Here is a 19,121-nt window from a genome sequence, read left to right as displayed (position 1 = left end):
GACTCTACTCTGCGTTAGCAGGCTGTGATGTTCGCCCACAGGAGAGCGCCGTCGGCCGTCAGCGGCGCTATTTCACCGCCCGCCGTCTGCGCCGCCCACCAGACGCCCTCGTGCGCCCGCAGTTCGCCGCCCTCCGGCAGCGACCAAACTCCGCTCAGCACATACAGCACGCCCGCCCGATTGGGCAGCAGGGTGACGGGCGCCGTGCTGCGCCGCACCTCGGCCGCCTGCCGGCCGCGGCGCGTCATGATGTTGAAATCCTGACTGGCGCCGCCCAGCAGCGTCGCTTCCAGCGCCACGTCGCCGGAAAAGGCGAACGGCTCCCCGATACGCACCAACTGATGGTCGATATGCCCGGCGCTGAACAGCCGCACGCCGTCGCCTTCCAGCAAAGTGATCGAGCGGTCGATGCCCGTAAAGGCGGAAAACGGCCCGTCCTGCGCGATGGTAGCGATGCTGGCGCGCCAGTCAAAATCCTGCGCGCCCGGTGGCCAGCTGACGATTTCACGGGTTTCCCCACCGCCGTTGCGCCACGGGCTGACCGGCAGCGCGGCGAAGCTAAAACGGGTCAGGCTCATTACGCCTCCTGCTGAAAGGTTTTCAACACCTGCAGGAACTCTGCGCTGCTCTGCTGCTGTAGCGCGTGCCGCCCCTGCTCGATCACCTGCCGGCCGCCGACGAACACGTCGCGAATTTGCTCTTTGCCGCCGGCGAACAGCCAGCGGTTGAGGATCGAGGCGTCCGGCGCCGCCGCCAGATACGGATCGTCGCCGTCCAGCACCAGCCAGTCGGCGCGATAGCCGCTCTGCAACCGGCCGATCGGCGCGCCGCACGCCTGCGCGCCGCCCTGCAGCGCCTGCAGGTACAGCACATCGCCCACCGCCGACTGTTCCGGCGTCGTCAGACGGTTGCGGCGCTGATCGCGCAGCCGCTGGCCGTATTCGAACCAGCGCAACTCTTCCACCACGTTGAGCGAAACGTGGCTGTCGGAACCGATGCCCCAGCGCCCCTGCTGCTGCAGGTAAGCGTCGCCGGGGAAAATGCCGTCGCCGAGGTTGGCTTCGGTGGTCAGACACAGGCCGGCCACCGCGCGGCTGCGCGCCAGCGCTTCCAGCTCATCGCGATCCAGATGGGTGGCATGCACCAGACACCAGCGCTGATCGACCGGCAGATGGTCATACAGCCAGGCCACCGGGCGCTGCCCGCTCCACGCCAGGCAGTCGTTCACCTCTTTTTGCTGCTCGGCGATATGAATATGCACCGGCAAAGTGCGATCCGACGCGGCCAAAATCTGCTGCATCTGGCCCAGCTCCACCGCACGCAGCGAATGGAAGCACAGCCCCTGATTCTGCAACGGACGATCCGCCAGCTGGCGGGCAATCACCTGCTGCTGGTGCAGATAGCTTTCGGTATCCTGGATAAAACGTTTCTGCCCCGGCTGCGCCGGCTGCGCGCCGAAACCGGCGTAGCTGTACAGCACCGGCAGCATCGTCATGCCGATGCCGGCCTGATGCGCGGCCTCGCTGAGGCGGCCGGTCATTTCACCGCGATCGGCGTAAGCCTTACCGTCGGCGTCGTGATGCAGGTAGTGGAATTCGGCCACCTGGGTGTATCCGCCCTTGAGCATTTCGATATACAGTTGACGGGCGACCACCTCCACCTGCTCCGGCGTCAGGCGCTGCACCAGGCGGTACATCAGATCGCGCCAGGTCCAGAAGCTGTCCTGCGGGTTGCCCGCCACTTCCGCCAGCCCGGCCATCGCGCGCTGGAAAGCGTGGGAGTGCAGGTTCGGCATGCCCGGCACCACATCGCCGTGCAGCCGGATGCAGCCTTGCGGTTCAGCGTCGGCGGTAACTTGAGTCAGATAACCTTGCGCATCGACGTCCAGCCGGACGTTATGCGCCCAGCCCTCAGGGAGCAAAGCGCGTGGGGCAAAATAAGCAGGCATGGCAGTATTCCACTGTTGGTGTAACGGCGAATGGGGCGCGGCGATGGCGCGCATTCAGGAATTTTTGGCTGTCGCCGGCAAGTTTCTGGCGCGACGGCCACTAGTTGTATATACATATACATACGCCGACATCAACAGTAAACTGGTGTTATTATTTTTTTATTTGACGAGGTTAACGTCGTGGCTGAACAACAGACCGTGTTACAACTGGCGGCTGCAATGAGCGATGCCCCCGCCCCGATCTACCAACGGGTCAAACAGGCGATCGTGAATCAAATCCGTGCGGGGCATTGGCAACCGCACCAGCGCGTGCCCTCCGAAAGTGAACTGGTGGCGGAACTGGGCGTCAGCCGCATGACCATCAACCGCGCGCTGCGCGAGCTGACCAGCGAAGGTTTTTTGATTCGCATGCAGGGCGTCGGCACCTTCGTCGCCGAAGCCAAAGCGCATACCGCGCTGCTGGAAGTGCACAACATCGCCGATGAGATCGCCGCGCGCGGCCATCGCCACAGCAGCAAGATCCTCGAGCTGAAGGCCCGAGCGGCCAGCGAAGAAGAAGCGACGGCGCTGGGCATTCAACCCGGCCAACGGCTGTTCTACTCGCAGATCGTGCATTACGAAAACGATGTGCCGGTGCAGGTGGAAGACCGCTGCGTCAACCCGCTGGTGGCGCCGGATTACCTGAAGCAGGATTTCGACCGCGTCACGCCTTACACCTATCTGACGCAGGCCGCGCCGCTGACCGCCGGCGAACACATCGTCGAAGCGGTGATCCCCACCCGGCGCGAGCGCGAGCTGCTGCAGCTGGAAGACCACGAACCCGGCCTGCTGATTCATCGCCGCACCTGGTCCGGCAAAACCGTGGTGACCTCGGCCCGGCTGCTGTACCCCGGCAGCCGTTATCAGCTGTTCGGCCGCTTCACCAGCGAAGTCTGATTCCCGGCGGGCGCGCCCTGCGCCCGCATCTCCGCTGTCGATCACATCCTGATAACAAAATCTCTCCCGCCTCTTGTGACATCCCGGTGAATGCGTTAGGTTGTTTTTAATTGTATATACAACCATGTGGGAGCTGCGGCTCCGGCGGAGGAAAGCAATGACGTCTGAGATTCACTGTGACAGCCTGTGGCACGGCGCCGATATCGTCACCATGCGCGACGGCAACTATCACACCCTGACCGACGGCGCGATCGCCGTACGCGACGGCAAGATCGTCTGGATTGGCGAACATGCGGCGCTGCCGCCCGGCCTGATCGCGGACGAAACGGTGAAATTCGACGGCGGCATCATTACCCCCGGCTTTGTTGACTGCCACACGCACCTGGTGTTCGGCGGCAACCGCAGCGGCGAGTTCGAACAGCGGCTGAACGGCGTGAGCTACGCCGACATTGCCGCGCAGGGCGGCGGCATCATTTCCACCGTGAAAGCCACCCGCGAGGCCGACGAGGCGCTGCTGCTGGAGCAGGCGCTGTTCCGCCTGCGGCCGTTGCTGGCGGAAGGCGTCACCTGCGTGGAGATCAAATCCGGTTACGGCCTCAGCCCGGAGAGCGAACTGAAGATGCTGCGGGTGGCGCGCAAGTTGGGCGAGCTGCTGCCGGTCGAGGTGAAAACCACCTGTCTGGCAGCCCATGCGCTGCCGCCGGAATACGCCAACCGCGCCGACGACTACATCAATCTGGTCTGCGATACCATCATTCCGCAGGCGGCCGCCGCCGGGCTGGCGGATGCGGTTGACGCCTTCTGCGAACATCTGGCGTTCTCACCGGCGCAGGTGGAGCGAGTCTTCGCCGCCGCCGAGGCCGCCGGGCTGCCGGTCAAGCTGCACGCCGAGCAGCTCTCCGCCCTCGGCGGCAGCACGCTGGCGGCGCGCCATCACGCGCTCTCCGCCGACCATCTCGAATACGCTACCGAACAAGATGCCCGCGCCATGGGCGATGCCGGCACCGTGGCGGTGCTGCTGCCCGGCGCCTATTACCTGCTGCGCGAAACCCAGTGCCCGCCGGTAGAGCTGTTCCGCAAGCACCACGTGGCGATGGCGATCGCCAGCGACGCCAACCCCGGCACCTCGCCGGCGCTGTCGCTGCGCCTGATGATCAACATGGCCTGCACGCTGTTCCGCCTGACGCCGGAAGAAGCGCTGGCGGGCGTTACCACCCACGCCGCCAAAGCGCTGGGGCTGCAACACAGCCACGGCACGCTGGAAACCGGCAAGGTGGCGGACTTCGTTCACTGGCCGCTGTCGCGGCCGGCGGAACTGGCTTATTGGTTGGGCGGCCAGCTGCCCTGTACGGTGATTTTCCGAGGAGAAGTACGTCAATGACCATTCGCGATCCTTTTAGCTTCCAGAGCGGCAGCCTGCCGCTGCTGATCAGCATCCCACACGCCGGCACGCAACTGACGCCGGCGGTCGAGGCCGGGTTGACCGACGACGCCCGCCCGCTGCCCGATACCGACTGGCACATTCCGCAGTTGTACGACTTCGCACGGGCGATGGGCGCCAGCGTGCTGGTCGGCAACTATTCGCGCTTCGTCATCGATCTGAACCGCCCGGCGGACGACAAGCCGCTGTACACCACCGCCACTACCGGCCTGTATCCCGACGTGCTGTTCGACGGCCGCCCAAGCTTCCTGCCGGGCAAAGCGCCGACGGACGCAGAACGCGCCGGTTATCTGCAGCAGATTTGGCAACCTTATCATCAGCAGCTGCAGGACGAACTGGCACGCCTCAAGGCGCGGCACGGCTATGCGTTGCTGTTCGACGCACACTCCATCGCCTCGGTGATCCCGCGGCTGTTCGACGGCCAGCTGCCGGATCTCAACCTCGGCACCAACGGCGGAGAAAGCTGCGCCCAGGCGCTGAGCGATCGGCTGGTCGCCTGCTGCGAGCAGCAACAGCAGTACACCCACGTGCTGAACGGCCGCTTCAAGGGCGGTTACATCACCCGCGCCTACGGGCAGCCGCAGCAGCAACAGCATGCGATCCAGCTCGAACTGGCGCAGGTGAACTACATGTCCGAACAGTATCCTTACGCGTTCGAACCGCAGCGCGCCGCCTCGCTGCAGCGCCTGCTCAAGCAGATGATTGAAGGCCTGTTGGACGGCGCCGCCAAACTCAACTGATCCCTCTGCAGGCGCCGCCGGGCGCCTGTTTCTCCCCCTGCCTTTAACCGCAACGTTAGCCGCAATCTGCGCGCTATATCAAAGTTTCGCGTGATTCACCACTGACTGGTCTAAACAGCGCACAAAACAGCGGCCGACGAAAAACGCACTGCGCCACAATCAGCCGAAAAGCCCGCGCTCATCGTCAGCGCCGGGCGGCGTGTGGCCGAGCTGGCCCGTTTCGAACCATCACTCTGGAGGCCCTATGTCTGTAACACCGTTAAACTGGCGCGCTGCCGGCGCCCTCGCCGAACAATTGCTGGCCGGCTGGCAACGGCGTGGCGAACCCGGCGGCGCCATCACCCTGTTTGACGCCGAACAACTCCGCGCCACCGCCTGCGCCGGCCTGGCCGATCTGGCGCAGAATACCCCCTTCACCGTCGACAGCGTGGTGCGCTACGCCTCCGTGACCAAACATATCTTCGCCGCGCTGGCGCTGAACGCCACCGGCCGCGCCATTCGGCTCGATCAGCGCCTGGGCGAACTGCTGCCCGCTCTGCAGCCTGCGCTGGCGGACGTCACCGTCGGCCAGGCGCTGGACATGACCGGCGGCCTGCCCGACGTGCGCGAAACGCTCGGCTTGCTCGGCATCTCGCTGCACGCCGTCAGCGAGGCGCAGCCGGTCATGCAGTTTGTCGAAGGGCTGGAGAAGTTGAACTACGAAGCCGGCAGCGAGATCGCCTACAGCAATACCGGCTATCGGCTGCTGGAGGCCGCGCTGCGCAGCAAAGGGTATGATTTCGACCAACTGGTGCAACAGCACATCGCCCGGCCACTGCAGGTGCAGATGCAAGCACCGGAAAGCTGGTTCGACGTGGTGCCGGGGTTGGTGCCGGGTTACTGGCGGGCGCCGCAGGGCTGGCAACACGCCAGCGCCGGCCTGCACCTTTCCGCCTCCGGTAGCCTGACCGGCAGCCTCCACGCCCTCACCCGCTGGCTGCAAACGCTGCTGGCCGACGAGGGCCCCGGCCAGGGCGTGCTGGCGCAACTCGGTGCCCCGCGCAGCCTCAATCAGGGCCAACTCAGCGCCTATGGCCTGGGGCTGGCGCAAACCCCGCTGGGCCGCCGCCGCTTGCTCGGCCACGGCGGTTCCCACGCCGGTTACAAAACCTACTTCCTGCTGGCGCCCGATCGCCAGGTCGGCGTCGCGCTGGTGGCCAACCGCGAAGACTGCGACAGTTTCGGTATGGCTTTGCAGGTGATGGCGGCGCTGCTGGGCGAACCTTTGCCGCAGCGCAGCACGGCGATCCCCGACGGCCTTTACGCCACGCTGGCCGAGCCGCACTGGCTGGAGGTTAAAGACGGCAACCTGGCCTATCTGGGCAGCGGTGAACCGCTGTATCAGGGCGAGGACGGGTACGCGGTGTCGCTGTCCGCCCATATGCCAATCAAATTGAAGTGGACCGGCGAAGCGGTCGAGGGCGAAGTCGGGCATGTGGCGCGCCGTTTTCTGCCGGTCACGGCCAACGGCGACTGCCTGAAGCATGTGCAGGGGCTGTGGTATCACCCGCACTATCGCACCGCGTTTGAAATTCGTGGCGATCGGGTGCATATCGGCGTCGGCCCGGCGGCGCAGAGCGGTACGCTCAGCCCGCTCGGCCAGGGCCGCATGCTGGTGGAGTGCCAGGACGGCCCGTGGTTAAAACGCTTTTGCCTCTATTTCCGCGGTTACAACGTGGATCTCATCGCCAACCGCAGCCGGATGCTGACCTTCCGCCGCAGCACCGTCGGCCGCGACTGACGCTCAGCCTGCGCTGCCGGTTTTGACCGCCAGCAGCGCATCCGCCAGCCGCCGTTTGTCGGCGGCGCTGAGGTTCACCTGATCCACGGACGCCATAAACGCCGCCCGATCCGCCTCGCCAAGCGGGCCGGCGCGCAGCCGCTCCGCCAGCCGTTGCAATATCTGGCTGCTCAACCGCGCAATCTGCGGGCGCACCTGCGCCAACGGGCGCGGCTGCCAACCGGTTTCCGGGCTCGCCAGCCAGTCGGCGCGATAGCGATACTGAATCGCCTTGGCGGCGTCCATCTGCGCGGCGATAAAAGGCCGCACCGACGCGGGCTCAAGCCCCAAACGCCCCGCCTCCGCCTGCGCGCTGGCCAACACCTTCGCCTCCTGCGCCAGGTCTTCGATCGGCAAATGCTGCTGGGCCTTGTAACCGGCAACGTCCTTCATCAACGACAGCCGTTGGTTCACCAGCTCCCCGAGAGCGGCGGCGCCGTCCGCCAACGCCGGAAAACTGGTCAAACAACAGGCGATCAATAACGCCCTGAACATGGCACCTCCCTTATGATGCAGTGAAAACGTCAGGGCTAAAGTTCACCACGTCCGCCCCGCGCTGGCAAATAAAAAGGCCCCGCCACAGCGAGGCCCGATAACGCTCGACAGGCGTTAGTCGAACACGCCATTGATAACGGAAGCCACTATCGCGGTGCTGAGTGCGACCAGCACCAGATCGTCGCCGGCGATACGCCACTCATACCCCGGGTACTGCGGCAGCTCACGCAGCATAGAGCGCGGCACCATTTTTTTTGCGATGCCCGGCGGCAGCGGTTTACCGCGCGCCAGATTCTTGGCGATGCCCGGCGGCAACGAACGGTAGCCGGTCAGGCCATAGTTGTGCGCCAGCGAACGGGCGCGATCGCGCGAGAGGTTGACGGTGATCAGATTGTCGTCGTTGCGATAAACGCCGTTATCATAATGGTCTTTATTGCCTTTGTTACCGTGATTGCCGTTATTGCCATGGTTACCGTTATTGCCGCTGTTGCCATGGCCATTACCGTTGCCGTTACCATTGCCGCCCTTATCGGCCAGAGCCGGAGCGGATGACAACCCCAGCGACGCGATCAGCGCCAACACCGTGAGGGTCGTACGACGTTTGTTCATGTTGTGTATTCCTGCGTGGGTGACTCTCTTGACTATAGCGGGCCTTTCCCGGACGAAGTATAAGGAAAACTCCGAGATGATGACGCGCGAGACGGCAGACGCGCCAAAATCTTGTTTTAACGCAAAACGCCTCGAAAATGCCGATACTTACCTCAGATTTTTCTTGAAGAAAAATAAGCCTTACGCTAGCGTGGGAAGGTAACAAAAAAGAGTTAGCGTGCTCTTTTTCGTCGCACCTCAAATCTTATTCTTATCATCCATAATGATAATAGCGAACACTTCCCGCCTCTCCGTGCGGGATTCTTTTTCCCGCCGCCGTCGCCCCAATCTGGTGCTTTATGTTGAGATTTAGTTGCCGATAATTTACATTCGCTGTCTGAGAAACCTCAACCTCCCGCGGTGGCCAGGCTGGCAACGGGTGGGCGTTCAGGAGCAAAAGACGTGCAAATGACCCTCATGGAATACATCACTCGACACTTTAACGGCGATCTTCATCGTTACGCGCAGTCGGAAGGCGTCAGCCGTGAACAAATCATTAGTTGGATAAATAATGAATGTCACGTGATCAAAGGCAGGCTGTTTATGCCGGTGAAGCATCTCCCGGTCGAACAAGCCCAGTGATGACGAAAAAAAACCCCGCCAGGCGGGGTTTTCTGTTTCTGATAACACGGGAAATCAGAAGTTATAGCCGACCACGAGGTAATAACCCCAACCGGTAGACTTGATCGGGCCCTGCGGGGTGCCGATATCCGCGCCATCCTGCCACTGGCCGCCGTTATGGAAATAACGCGCCACGAAAGAATAGTGCCAGTGATCGTAGTTCAGCGCCAAAATATGGCTGGAGGCGATCGAGTTGCCGGTGCGTACCTGTTTGCCGGTGCCGTCAACCCAATGGCTGTCCTTGCCCAGATCGGAACCGAAGTCGAAGTTGGTGAAGCCGATGTAGCTCAAGTTGCCGCCCCACACCTGGGTCAGCGGCACGAAGTATTTCACCTTGAAGCGGTAACCGTCCCAGCTGTTCTCGTTGGCAGCCTGGTAGTTTTCCCACTGGTATTTGGCATAGATGTTCATCGACAGGCTCATCGGCAGGCCGGTGTCGATATCGGTGCCCAGACCCATGTACCAGGTGTTTTGACGGCCGTCGGCGTTGTGGCCCAGATCATAGATGTAGTTGTTGGCGAAATACCACTCTTTGAACGGCCCGAAGCTCAGATCGGTGCCGGTCAGCTTGTCGATGGAGAAGCGCGGTTCAATCTCCATAAACATTGGGGAGCCTTTGTCCCAGATGCCGCGGTCCGGGGTGTTGCCCACGCCGAAGAACTTCGGCACGTCAACGTAACCGTAGAAATCGAACCAGTCTTTCTTGGCGAAGGCTTCGTATTCGAGATACACGTCGTTATTCAGCTGCGGCCCGAAGCGGGTGTGGTAGCTGCCCACCACGTTGACGCTCTGGTGCCACCAGTCGGAGACATATTGACTGTCTTTGCTATCAGCCATTGATGATGCACTGTAAGACGCTGCGAGCAGTACACCTGCTGCGAGAGCTATTTTTTTCATTTTATTACCACATGCTTAAAGGGCCATTTCCTGCCCGTTTAGAAAAGATGACAATGAGTCTGCCGACACCTGGCGTTGTCTTCACACAGAAACTCGGATGACGCGCGCATTATAGAAACCACTGACTGTAAGAATCTGTGATCCAGTTACGCATTTCGCGAATAGGTAATCGATTGCGTTCACATTTGTCAAATTATGTTTCATGCAAATTCACATTCGCTGTGATTTTAGTCATGCACATCGATTTTTAGCGCAGTTTTTGAGCCAACTGTCATCAACCGGCAATGAAGAACAGTACGGCATTCAAGCGGGGAAATGCCGGCGAAACTCGCCGGCGAGAGAGAAGCAGCAGCCGATCACGCTGGCCACATCGAACGACGAATAATGCTGCAAAAATTACCGCGAACAAAGCTCGGTTCCTTATCCGCCAGCACGTCCGCTTTGACGTTGCCGAAGGTACTGTCCGGCTTATGTCGAATCCCGTCGTAAAACGCCTGGATAATCGCTTCCTTGAAGTTTTCCCCACGGGGATGAATCGCCACTACCTGCTCTCTCAGCGCCGCATCATAGCCCTGGTAATTTATCCCCAACACATCCATCTCCACCCCCGCGGTTACCAGCGCAATCAGCGGGTGCATGTATTCCGGGATCCCCGGCGTGGTATGTAACGCGATCGCCGTCCATACTCGCTCGATATCCTGAAGGCTGACCCCATGCTCGCGCAAAAACTCGGCCGCCGCATCGGCGCCATCCACTTCGAAACGTTTGTCGCAGCTACAGTGATCGTGCGTCAGCCCCATATCGTGGAACAGACAGCCGACGTACAGCAGTTCAGGATCGTAAGCCAGTTTGCGCTGCTGCCCCGCCAGCGCCGCCCAGTAATACACCCGGCTGGAGTGGTGAAACAGCAGATCCGATTCGGTGTCGCGCACTAACTCGGTCGCCTGACGTGCCATCACGCTATCCGGCACGCTGATGCCGTTGAGGGTTAAACTCATAATTCAATTCTCCCGTTGTCTGGAACCCGCTCAGAGTAGGCGCTACACTGAATGTCCTCAATCAACATTAACCAACGATTAGGGACATCTCCCATCCATCGGGATATTGCATGCCATGAGTAAAACCATCGCTATTCTCGCCGTGCCACAGGTGCAGCTGCTGGACGTTTCCGGCCCGCTGGATGTTTTCGCCGAAGCCAATCTGCAAGCCGGCTATGCCGCCTATCATCTCCAGGTCGTAGGAAAGACGCTGGCGCCGATCGTGTCCTCATCCGGCGTCAAACTCGTGCCGGATCTCGCCATCACTCAATGGCGTGAACAGGCGCTCGACACGTTGCTCATCGCCGGTGCGCCGGGCATCGCCAACGGCGAAAGCGAAACGCGCACGCTGGACTGGCTACGCAGAGTGGTACCCCGCACCCGCCGCTACGGTTCGGTGTGCAGCGGCGCGTTTCTGCTGGCGGAGGCCGGCCTGCTAGATGGGCGGCAAATCACCACCCACTGGGCGGTAGCCGACCAATTGTGTCGCCGCTATCCTCAGGTCACGGTGGATAAAGACGCCATTTATGTACGCGACGGGCGCCTGCAGACTGCCGCTGGCGTGACCTCAGGGCTGGATCTGGCGCTGATGATGGTGGAGGACGATTTGGGGCGTGAGATCGCGCAGCGGGTCGCGGCCCAGCTGGTGATGTTTTTCCGCCGTCCCGGCGGGCAGATGCAATTCAGCTATCGGGAACAGGCGACCCTGGCCGGGCGCTCAATGCTGCAGGAAGTGCAACGCTGGGCGATCGACAATATCGGGTTACCGCACAACGTCGCCAGCCTGGCGGAACGCGCTGGCGTCACCCCGCGGCATTTCAGCAGGCTGTTCGGCAACGAGGTCGGCACCTCTCCCGCTAAATGGCTCGAAGAAGCCCGCATCGCCGAAGCGCGCAGGCTATTGGAACAAGGCGTATTGGCGCCAAAACAGGTGGCGGCGCACTGCGGTTTTTCCAGTGCAGAACTGATGCGGCGGGCATTTATCCGCCGGCTGGGGGTAACGCCGGCGGACTATCGTAAAATGTTTCTCGGTAGACAACTGCGGCGCGAAGGCTGAGATCAGTTCACCGCCGGCACCGCCTTGGCGATGTTTTCCTGGCGGAACGCCACCTCCTCGCCGTTTTTCACCTCCCAGCTGGCGACCGGAATGTCGGTCTTGGGCGCCGCCGCAACGACGGAACCGTAAATCAGCTTGTCGTCGCGGCGCAAAATATAAACGTCGAGCTGATATTCATGCCGCAGATTCGCCGTGGTCAGGCGCACGGTATCGCCGCGTTCATAGTGATGCGCGTCGATTTCGGGTTGTTGAATAAATTGAATGTCGCTTCTCATCGTCGTCGTTCCTTCAGGCAACATGGCTAGTTAAATTCTAGTTCAACATTGCGCCGACGGCGGATAATTTCCGTTAATTTCCACGGGTTGCCCGCCAACAGATCAGCGAGCCAAGCGTCACCATCGCCACGCCCTGCCAGAAATTGGCGGTCAGCGAGGTGTGCAACACCAGCGCGGCGAACACCGCCGACAGCACCGGGGTAAAATAAGAGACGGTGGCCAGCAGCGTCATGTTGCCGTGCAGAATGCCGACGTTCCAGGCGGCATACCCCGCCCCCATCGCCACCCCGGCGCACAGCAGCGTCAGGGTCACGCCGAGGCTGAAATGCATGCCGCTTTCCGCGCTGAAGGCATACTTCAGCCACAGCGCCAGCGCGGTCAGCACGATGAACAGCACCACGCCGTTGCTGCCCTGGGCGATCTTCTTGGTCAGGTTGCAGTACAGCGCCCAGATCACCGCACCGCTGAACGCCAGCCCGTAGCTGAGCGGATTGCTGCGCACGTTGGCCAGCATTTGCGCCGGTGACCAGCCACCCTCGCCGCTCATGATCCAGCCGATGCCGAACAGCGACAACAGCAGCCCCGGCAGCAGCCACCATTTGGCCTTTTGCCCGTTGAGCGCCAACGCCATCAGCACGGTGAAACAGGGCCACAGGTAGTTGCTCATGCCCACTTCTATCGCCTGCAGGCGGGTATTGGCGTAGCCGAGCGACAGCGACAGGCAGATCTCGTAGCTGACGAACAGCAAGCTGCCGACGATGAGATAAGGCCGCGGAAAGCTGCGCCATTTCGGCACGCCGAGCGCCACCAGCAAAAACACCGCGCTGACGCTGTAGATCATCGCCGCGCCGCCGATCGGCCCCAGCCCTTCGCTGACGCTGCGGATCAGGCCGACGACGCTGCTCCACAGCACAATGGCCAATAAACCGAACAGCGTGGCGCGGGTACGCGAGGGCAAAGCGGGCATAAGGCGGATCCAATGGGTTATTTTTTATCAGGTTTTTCACTCTACTGCCGCACGCGCCAAAAAGAAAGGCGGGAAACTCCCGCCTGTGATTTTATTGCTGCGGCTGCCGCTCGAGCTGCGGCGGCGGCTGGCGAAAACGCCGGGTCAACCAGGCCAAATAGCCGAAGCCCAGCGTCGCCCAGATAAGCCCCATGGTCAGCGAGCTCTTCTCCAGGTTCAGCCACAGTACCCCCACCGTCAGCGCCCCCACCAGCGGCAGGAACAGGAAGTTGAAGCGATCCTTCCAGCTTTTGTTGCGCCCTTCGCGAATAAAGAAGTGGCTGATGACCGACAGGTTGACGAAGGTAAAGGCCACCAGCGCGCCAAAGTTAATCAGCGCCGTGGCGGTCACCAGATCGAACGACAGCGCAGACAGCGCCACCAGCCCGACCATCAGCACGTTGAGCGCCGGCGTGCGCCATTTAGGGTGGATGTAGCCGAAGAACTTCTCCGGGAACACGTTATCGCGCCCCATCACGTACAGCAGGCGCGACACGCTGGCGTGCGACGCCAGGCCGGAGGCCAGCGTGTTGATGAAGGTCACGCACAGGAAGATCGACTGGAACAGCTTGCCGCCGACGTACAGCGCGATCTCCGGCAGCGCGGCGTCGGGCTGGTGGAAGCGTTGAATGGACGGGAAAAACAGCTGAATAAAGAACGACACGCTGATAAAGATCACCCCGCCGTACAGCGCGGTCAGGAAGATGGCGCGCGGGATCACCTTGGCGGCGTCGGGCGTCTCTTCACACAGCGTGGTGACCGCATCGAAGCCGAGGAACGAGAAGCACAGGATAGTGGCGCCGGTAATGATCGGCAGCAGATGCGCATTCTCGCTGAGGAACGGCCGCAGGCTCCACACCGTGCCCATCCCCTCGCCGTTGTGCAGGCCGCGCACCACCAGGTAGATAAACACCAGAATGATCGCCACCTGCGCCAGTACGAACAGGGTATTGAAGTTGGCCACCAGATTGACGCTTTTCAGGTTGATGGCGGTAATCAGGATAACGAAGCCCACCACCCACACCCAGGGCGGCACTTCCGGGAACAGCGCGGTCAGGTAAATCTTCGCCAGCAGCGTGTTGATCATCGGCAGGAACAGATAATCGAGCAACGATGACCACCCCACCAGAAAACCGACGTGCGGGTTGATCGCCTTCTGCGCATAGGTGTAGGCGGAGCCGGCGGTAGGAAACTGGCGCACCAGTTTGCCGTAGCTGATGGCGGTGAACAGCACGCCGGCCAGCGCCAGCAGATAGGAGGTCGGCACATGGCCGTCGGTGAGGCCGGAGACGATGCCGAAGGTATCGAACACCGTCATCGGCGTCAGATAGGCCAAGCCCATCATCACCACCTGCCACAGCTTGAGGGATTTGCGCAGCTGCGGTTTGCCCGCCGGGCCGCCGTCGATGGCTTTAATCGTCATGGCATTTCCCCTCTTGGTCCTCTGCTGTCAACCGTGCAACGTCATTCAGAGAGGCCGCGGGGAAACTGCTGCTCAGGCGGCGGGAAAAACGGGTTGGGATCACTGTCGGGCGGCCGGCGACCGGCCCGTAGGCACTGCGGCACAGGCAAACGTCTGCGCAGGGGGATGACTGAGTCATGGTTATTTCCTCGTCGGCATCCTGTACGCCGTGATAGAAGAAATTCTGTACCGCAGCGCGCAGCCTCACCGGCCACAGGAGAGCCGATGAAATGCGCCGGACGCGCGCGGTCGTCGCAGGGTGAGCGGGATCAGGCGTTTTTCAGCATCCACTCGATTTCGGTTTCGGTGATTAGGCGCTCGAACTGCACCAGCTCATCGGTTTTGCAGGCCAGGTAGACATGGCTGAAACGTTCGCCCAGCAGTGCATTGAGCACCGGCTGATGTTCGAACTCGTACAGCGCGTCGCTCTGGCGAATCGGGAACGGCAGCCCGTCCTGCTCCAGCCCGTTGCCGGTCACCGGCTCAGGCAGCGGCAGCGCGCTTTCCAGGCCGTAGACGATGCCGGCCAGAATGGTCGCCATCACCAGATAAGGGTTGGCGTCGGCGCCCGCCACGCGGTACTCCACGCGGTGGTTGTCGCGATCGCCGCAGGGAATGCGCAGCGCCACGGTGCGGTTGTTATGCCCCCAGGAGGCCTGGGTCGGCACGTACATGCCGGGCTGGAAGCGGCGATAGGCGTTGACGTTCGGCGCCAGCAGCGCCATCGAAGACGGCATCAGGGCGATCATGCCCGCCAGCGCCTGTTTCAACAGCGCCGAGTCTTCGCCGTCGTCGTCGGCGAACACGTTGTTGCCCTGCGCATTCAGCATGCTGATGTGCACGTGCATGCCGCTGCCGGCGTGCTCCTCATACGGCTTGGCCATAAAGGTGGCCTGCATGTTGTGGTTCTCGGCCACCATGCGCACCAGCCGCTTCAGCGCCAGCGCGTGATCGCAGGCCTGCAGCACGTCGTCGGTATGGTGCAGGTTGACTTCGAACTGTCCCGGCGACGCCTCCGCCACCGCGCCGTCCGCCGGAATGCCCTGCAAACGCGCCAGTTCGTCGATCTCGCTCAGCACATCGGCGAAATGGTTCAGGTTATCGACGGAATACACCTGGCTTTGAGTGTTGCGCTCTTGCGTGCCCGGTGCGCACGGCGGCTGCAGATAGCCCTCCGCGTCGCGTTGACGATCGATGAGATAGAACTCCAACTCTACCGCTACCACGGGGGAAAGCCCGCGCTGACGCAAACGCTGCCACACTCGGTTCAGCACATTGCGCGGTTCAACGTCAAAGGGAGTGCCATCTTCATCCAGCATGGTGAGCAGCACCTGCGCAATATATTGCGGATCCGCCGCCGACGGCGTCAGCGTGCCCGGCACCGGCACGCACACGTGATCCGGCTCGCCCAGCTCCTGCCCCAGCCCGGCCTCTTCGACGACGTTGCCGAGAATATCCATCGCAAATACCGACGCCGGGAAGTAACAGCCCTTCTCCAGCTTGCTTAGGCCGCCGACTGGGATGCGTTTGCCGCGGAAGCTGCCGTTCAGATCGGTCAACAGTACGTCGACATGTTGGGTTAACGGATAACGTTCCAGGTACTTCTTCACTTCGCGCTGGAACGCGCTACTTCGTCTCTCTTCACTGTGCTGAACAAAGTTTTCCACTTCTACGATGTTGGTCTGCATGGTTCACCCGCCGTTTGTGTTTTGCTGTCGTCGATGTTTATTGACCGTCTTGTTCAATATAATGCCCACAAATGAAACGTAGATGAAACAAATTTGTTTTGCAAGTGTTACTTTTGGTTTGAATATTGCCCAATCGACTGCTAGATTTATAGAATATTGAACGAAATAGGCGGTGGAGAAGCTTATCGTTCATAATTTCGAACGTACCAAGGGGATAGCATGGACAATATATTTAACAGACCAGTCATCGGCGTCGTCATGTGCAGGTATAGGTTAAACGGGCACCTCACACAGACCTTGCAAGAAAAGTACCTGAATGCCGTTATCACCGCCGGCGGCTTGCCGATCGCCCTGCCGCACGCGCTGGCAGAGCCGGAAATGCTGGCGGAACTGCTACCGCGCCTCGACGGCATTTTGCTGCCGGGCAGCCCCAGTAATGTGCAGCCGCACCTTTATGGTGAAAACGGCGATGAGCCTGACGCCGATCCTGGCCGAGACGCGTTGAGCCTGGCGCTGATCCGCCAGGCGTTCGACAGGCGCATTCCCCTTTTCGCCATTTGCCGCGGCATGCAGGAGATGGTGGTCGCCACCCAAGGTACCCTGCATCGCCGCCTGTACGAACTGCCCGAGCTGCAGGAACACCGTGAAGATCACGACCTGCCGCTGGAACAGCAATACGCCCCCGCCCACGAAGTCATCGTTCAGGAAGGGGGGCTGCTTTCGCAACTGATACCGGATTGCAACAGATTCTGGGTGAACTCGCTGCACGGCCAGGGCGCCAAAACCCTGGGCGCGAGCATTCGCATCGAGGCGCACGCCGCCGACGGGCTGGTGGAGGCGATCAGCGTGCGCGATCAGCCTTTCGCGCTCGGCGTGCAGTGGCACCCGGAGTGGAACAGCGACGAGTACGCCCTGTCGCGCCTGTTGTTTGATGGTTTCATCACCGCCTGTCGGAACTATCAAAAGGAAAAACGCCCATGAGCGACGTCAGCTTGGCACCGGGAAAACGTCTGTCGCAGATCCGTCAACAATTAGGGTTGTCGCAGCGCCGGGTCGCCGAACTGTCTGGGTTAACCCACAGCGCCATCAGCACTATCGAGCAGGACAAGGTCAGCCCGGCCATCAGCACGCTGCAAAAGCTGCTGACGGTATACGGTCTGTCGCTGTCGGCGTTTTTCGCCGAGCCGGAAAAACCGACGGAGCCGCAGATCGTGATCGGCAGTGACGATCTGATCGAAATCGGCAGCCAGGGCGTTTCGATGAAGCTTATCCATAACGGCGATCCGAACCGCACGCTGGCGATGATGATCGAGACCTACGAACCGGGCACCACCACCGGCGAGCGCATCAAGCATCAGGGGGAAGAGATCGGCACGCTGCTGGAGGGTGAAGTGGTGCTGCAGGTCAACGGCCAGAGCTATCACCTGTTGGCTGGGCAAAGCTACGCCATCAATACCGGCATCCCCCACAGTTTCAGCAACACGTCGGCGCGCATTTGCCGGATTATCAGCGCCCATACGCCGACGACATTCTGATCAACGGAGCCAGGCATGAACTTTCACCATTTGCAGTATTGGCAACAACGGGCGCAGGCCCTGAAGATTGAGCACCAGCTGTTTATCGACGGCCGCTACCAGCCGGCCGCCGCGGGGAAAAGTTTCGCCGTGGAAGATCCCGCCGGGCGCCGTGAGCTGGCGCAGGTCGCGCGGGGCGAAGCCGCCGACATCGATCGGGCGGTCAGCGCGGCGCGCGCCGCCTTTGAGCGTGACGACTGGGCGCAAGCCGCCCCGGCGCAGCGCAAGGCCACGCTGCTGCGCTTCGCCGAGCTGATGGAGCAGCATCACGAAGAGCTGGCGCTGCTGGAAACGCTAGACACCGGCAAACCGATTCGCCACAGCCTGCGCGACGACGTGCCGGGCGCCATTCGCTGCATCCGCTGGTACGCCGAAGCGATCGATAAGGTGTACGGCGAAATCGCCCCCACCGGCCGCGATGCGCTGGCGCTGATTGAACGCGAGCCGATCGGCGTGGTCGGCGCCATCGTGCCCTGGAACTTCCCGCTGCTGCTGGCCTGCTGGAAACTCGGTCCGGCGCTGGCCGCCGGCAACAGCGTGGTGCTCAAACCCTCCGAAAAATCGCCGCTGAGCGCCATCCTGCTCGGCAAACTGGCGCAGCAGGCCGGGCTGCCGGACGGCGTGCTGAACGTGGTGCCCGGCTATGGCCACGACGCCGGCAAGGCGCTGGCGCTGCACCGCGACGTCGACGCCCTCACCTTCACCGGCTCCACGCTGGTGGCGAAGCAGCTGATGATTTACGCCGGCGAATCGAACATGAAACGCGTCTGGCTGGAGGCCGGCGGCAAGAGCGCCAATATCGTCTTCGCCGATTGCCCGGATCTGGATCAGGCCGCCCGCAGCGCCGCCGCCGGCATCTTCTATAATCAGGGGCAGGTGTGCATCGCCGGCACTCGCCTGCTGGTCGAAGCGAGCATTGAGCAAGCGTTCCTCCAGGCGCTGCGCAAACACGCGGCGGCCTTCGTTCCCGGCGATCCGCTCGATCCCGCCACGGTGATGGGCACGCTGATCGACAGCGGCCACTGCGAAAAAGTGGCCGGCTATATCGATCGGGGGCTGAGCCAGGGCGCCGCGCTGTTCCTTGACGGGCGCGACCATCCGCAGGGCGACCACGCAGGCTACCTGGGGCCGACCATCCTCACCCAGGTGAACAACGCCATGAGCGTGGCGCGCGATGAAATCTTCGGCCCGGTGCTGGCGGTGACCACCTTCGACGACGAGCAGCAGGCGCTGCAGCTGGCCAACGACAGCGACTACGGCCTCGGCGCCGCGGTCTGGACCCGCGATCTGGCCCGTGCGCACCGCATGGCGCGCCAGCTGAAAGCCGGCACGGTGTTCGTCAACAACTACAACGACGGCGACATGACCGTGCCGTTCGGCGGCTACAAGCAGAGCGGCAACGGCCGCGACAAATCGCTGCACGCGCTGGACAAGTTCACCGAATTGAAAACCACCTGGATCTCGCTGGAATAAGGGC

At 61.8% G+C, this 19,121-nt stretch carries 19 protein-coding genes; 9 read left to right on the top strand and 10 right to left on the bottom strand.

Going from position 1 to position 19,121, the window contains the following annotated elements; all coding sequences use genetic code 11:
• Positions 1–14: 14 nt before the first annotated feature.
• On the bottom strand, positions 15–578 hold the full coding sequence (locus WCL58_RS13345; RefSeq protein WP_336851272.1) for a HutD/Ves family protein: 564 nt from the start codon (positions 576–578) through the stop codon (positions 15–17).
• On the bottom strand, positions 578–1,948 hold the full coding sequence (locus WCL58_RS13340; protein WP_336851271.1) for a formimidoylglutamate deiminase: 1,371 nt from the start codon (positions 1,946–1,948) through the stop codon (positions 578–580). Before WCL58_RS13340 ends, WCL58_RS13345 begins: the two co-directional genes overlap by 1 nt.
• A 180-nt stretch (positions 1,949–2,128) precedes the next feature.
• On the opposite strand from WCL58_RS13340, the gene hutC reads away from it, so the two are divergent.
• The 4 genes from hutC (at position 2,129) to WCL58_RS13320 (ending at position 6,845) form a co-directional block, all read left to right on the top strand.
• Positions 2,129–2,884: a histidine utilization repressor gene (hutC, locus tag WCL58_RS13335; protein ID WP_033646346.1), complete on the top strand. Its 756-nt coding sequence runs from the start codon at positions 2,129–2,131 to the stop codon at positions 2,882–2,884.
• Positions 2,885–3,041: 157 nt separating this feature from the next.
• The gene (gene hutI / locus WCL58_RS13330; RefSeq protein WP_038877714.1) at positions 3,042–4,265 is read left to right on the top strand and encodes an imidazolonepropionase; all 1,224 of its coding nucleotides are present in this window, start codon (positions 3,042–3,044) and stop codon (positions 4,263–4,265) included.
• Positions 4,262–5,065: an N-formylglutamate deformylase gene (hutG, locus tag WCL58_RS13325; protein ID WP_060419298.1), complete on the top strand. Its 804-nt coding sequence runs from the start codon at positions 4,262–4,264 to the stop codon at positions 5,063–5,065. Before hutI ends, hutG begins: the two co-directional genes overlap by 4 nt.
• A 244-nt stretch (positions 5,066–5,309) precedes the next feature.
• The gene (locus WCL58_RS13320) at positions 5,310–6,845 is read left to right on the top strand and encodes a serine hydrolase domain-containing protein (protein ID WP_336851270.1); all 1,536 of its coding nucleotides are present in this window, start codon (positions 5,310–5,312) and stop codon (positions 6,843–6,845) included.
• 3 nt (positions 6,846–6,848) lie between these two features.
• Here WCL58_RS13320 and WCL58_RS13315 read toward each other — a convergent pair whose 3' ends face one another.
• Positions 6,849–7,379: a chorismate mutase gene (locus WCL58_RS13315; RefSeq protein WP_060419302.1), complete on the bottom strand. Its 531-nt coding sequence runs from the start codon at positions 7,377–7,379 to the stop codon at positions 6,849–6,851.
• Positions 7,380–7,493: 114 nt separating this feature from the next.
• A complete protein-coding gene (locus WCL58_RS13310) occupies positions 7,494–7,988 on the bottom strand; it encodes an anti-virulence regulator CigR family protein (protein ID WP_087763533.1) in 495 nt (164 codons plus the stop codon).
• Positions 7,989–8,429: 441 nt separating this feature from the next.
• Between WCL58_RS13310 and WCL58_RS13305 the strand changes: the two genes are divergently transcribed.
• On the top strand, positions 8,430–8,609 hold the full coding sequence (locus WCL58_RS13305) for a hypothetical protein (RefSeq protein ID WP_025160261.1): 180 nt from the start codon (positions 8,430–8,432) through the stop codon (positions 8,607–8,609).
• 54 nt (positions 8,610–8,663) lie between these two features.
• Here the strand turns inward: WCL58_RS13305 and WCL58_RS13300 are convergent, their stop codons facing one another.
• Together WCL58_RS13300 and WCL58_RS13295 are read right to left on the bottom strand one after the other, a co-directional pair.
• Positions 8,664–9,545 (bottom strand): nucleoside-specific channel-forming protein Tsx, encoded by an 882-nt coding sequence (locus WCL58_RS13300; RefSeq protein WP_070914894.1) that lies wholly within the window; start codon positions 9,543–9,545, stop codon positions 8,664–8,666.
• 356 nt (positions 9,546–9,901) lie between these two features.
• Entirely contained in the window at positions 9,902–10,543 is a 642-nt protein-coding gene (locus WCL58_RS13295; RefSeq protein WP_197861857.1) for an HD domain-containing protein, read from the bottom strand.
• A gap of 115 nt (positions 10,544–10,658) precedes the next feature.
• Here WCL58_RS13295 and WCL58_RS13290 point away from each other — a divergent pair, with 115 nt between their 5' ends.
• Positions 10,659–11,639: a GlxA family transcriptional regulator gene (locus WCL58_RS13290; protein ID WP_336851269.1), complete on the top strand. Its 981-nt coding sequence runs from the start codon at positions 10,659–10,661 to the stop codon at positions 11,637–11,639.
• A 2-nt stretch (positions 11,640–11,641) separates the two neighbouring features.
• On the opposite strand, the gene WCL58_RS13285 is transcribed toward WCL58_RS13290, so the two are convergent.
• From WCL58_RS13285 to WCL58_RS13270, 4 genes are all read right to left on the bottom strand, one after another.
• Positions 11,642–11,914, bottom strand: coding sequence for a hypothetical protein (locus tag WCL58_RS13285; RefSeq protein WP_049272745.1), 273 nt, complete (start codon positions 11,912–11,914; stop codon positions 11,642–11,644).
• 73 nt (positions 11,915–11,987) lie between these two features.
• A complete protein-coding gene (gene yddG / locus WCL58_RS13280) occupies positions 11,988–12,881 on the bottom strand; it encodes an aromatic amino acid DMT transporter YddG (protein WP_336851268.1) in 894 nt (297 codons plus the stop codon).
• Between the two features lie 91 nt (positions 12,882–12,972).
• Positions 12,973–14,343: an APC family permease gene (locus tag WCL58_RS13275; protein WP_025302554.1), complete on the bottom strand. Its 1,371-nt coding sequence runs from the start codon at positions 14,341–14,343 to the stop codon at positions 12,973–12,975.
• A gap of 308 nt (positions 14,344–14,651) precedes the next feature.
• On the bottom strand, positions 14,652–16,070 hold the full coding sequence (locus WCL58_RS13270) for a glutamine synthetase family protein (RefSeq protein ID WP_049296669.1): 1,419 nt from the start codon (positions 16,068–16,070) through the stop codon (positions 14,652–14,654).
• A 219-nt stretch (positions 16,071–16,289) separates the two neighbouring features.
• Between WCL58_RS13270 and puuD the strand changes: the two genes are divergently transcribed.
• Genes puuD through puuC form a run of 3 tightly spaced genes read left to right on the top strand, consistent with a single transcriptional unit; the run spans position 16,290 to position 19,117 of the window.
• Positions 16,290–17,051, top strand: a complete 762-nt coding sequence (gene puuD, locus WCL58_RS13265) for a gamma-glutamyl-gamma-aminobutyrate hydrolase (protein ID WP_110157724.1) — start codon at positions 16,290–16,292, stop codon at positions 17,049–17,051.
• Entirely contained in the window at positions 17,048–17,605 is a 558-nt protein-coding gene (gene puuR, locus WCL58_RS13260) for an HTH-type transcriptional regulator PuuR (protein ID WP_049288046.1), read from the top strand. Before puuD ends, puuR begins: the two co-directional genes overlap by 4 nt.
• Before the next feature lie 15 nt (positions 17,606–17,620).
• Positions 17,621–19,117: an aldehyde dehydrogenase PuuC gene (puuC, locus tag WCL58_RS13255; RefSeq protein ID WP_336851267.1), complete on the top strand. Its 1,497-nt coding sequence runs from the start codon at positions 17,621–17,623 to the stop codon at positions 19,115–19,117.
• Positions 19,118–19,121 lie beyond the last annotated feature (4 nt).

The organism is Serratia sp. TMDUHS_CL, assembly GCF_037137105.1.
Lineage (GTDB): Bacteria > Pseudomonadota > Gammaproteobacteria > Enterobacterales > Enterobacteriaceae > Serratia > Serratia nevei.
The sequence above is the reverse complement of the archived record's forward strand: the minus strand, read 5'-3'. Positions and strand labels throughout refer to the sequence as shown.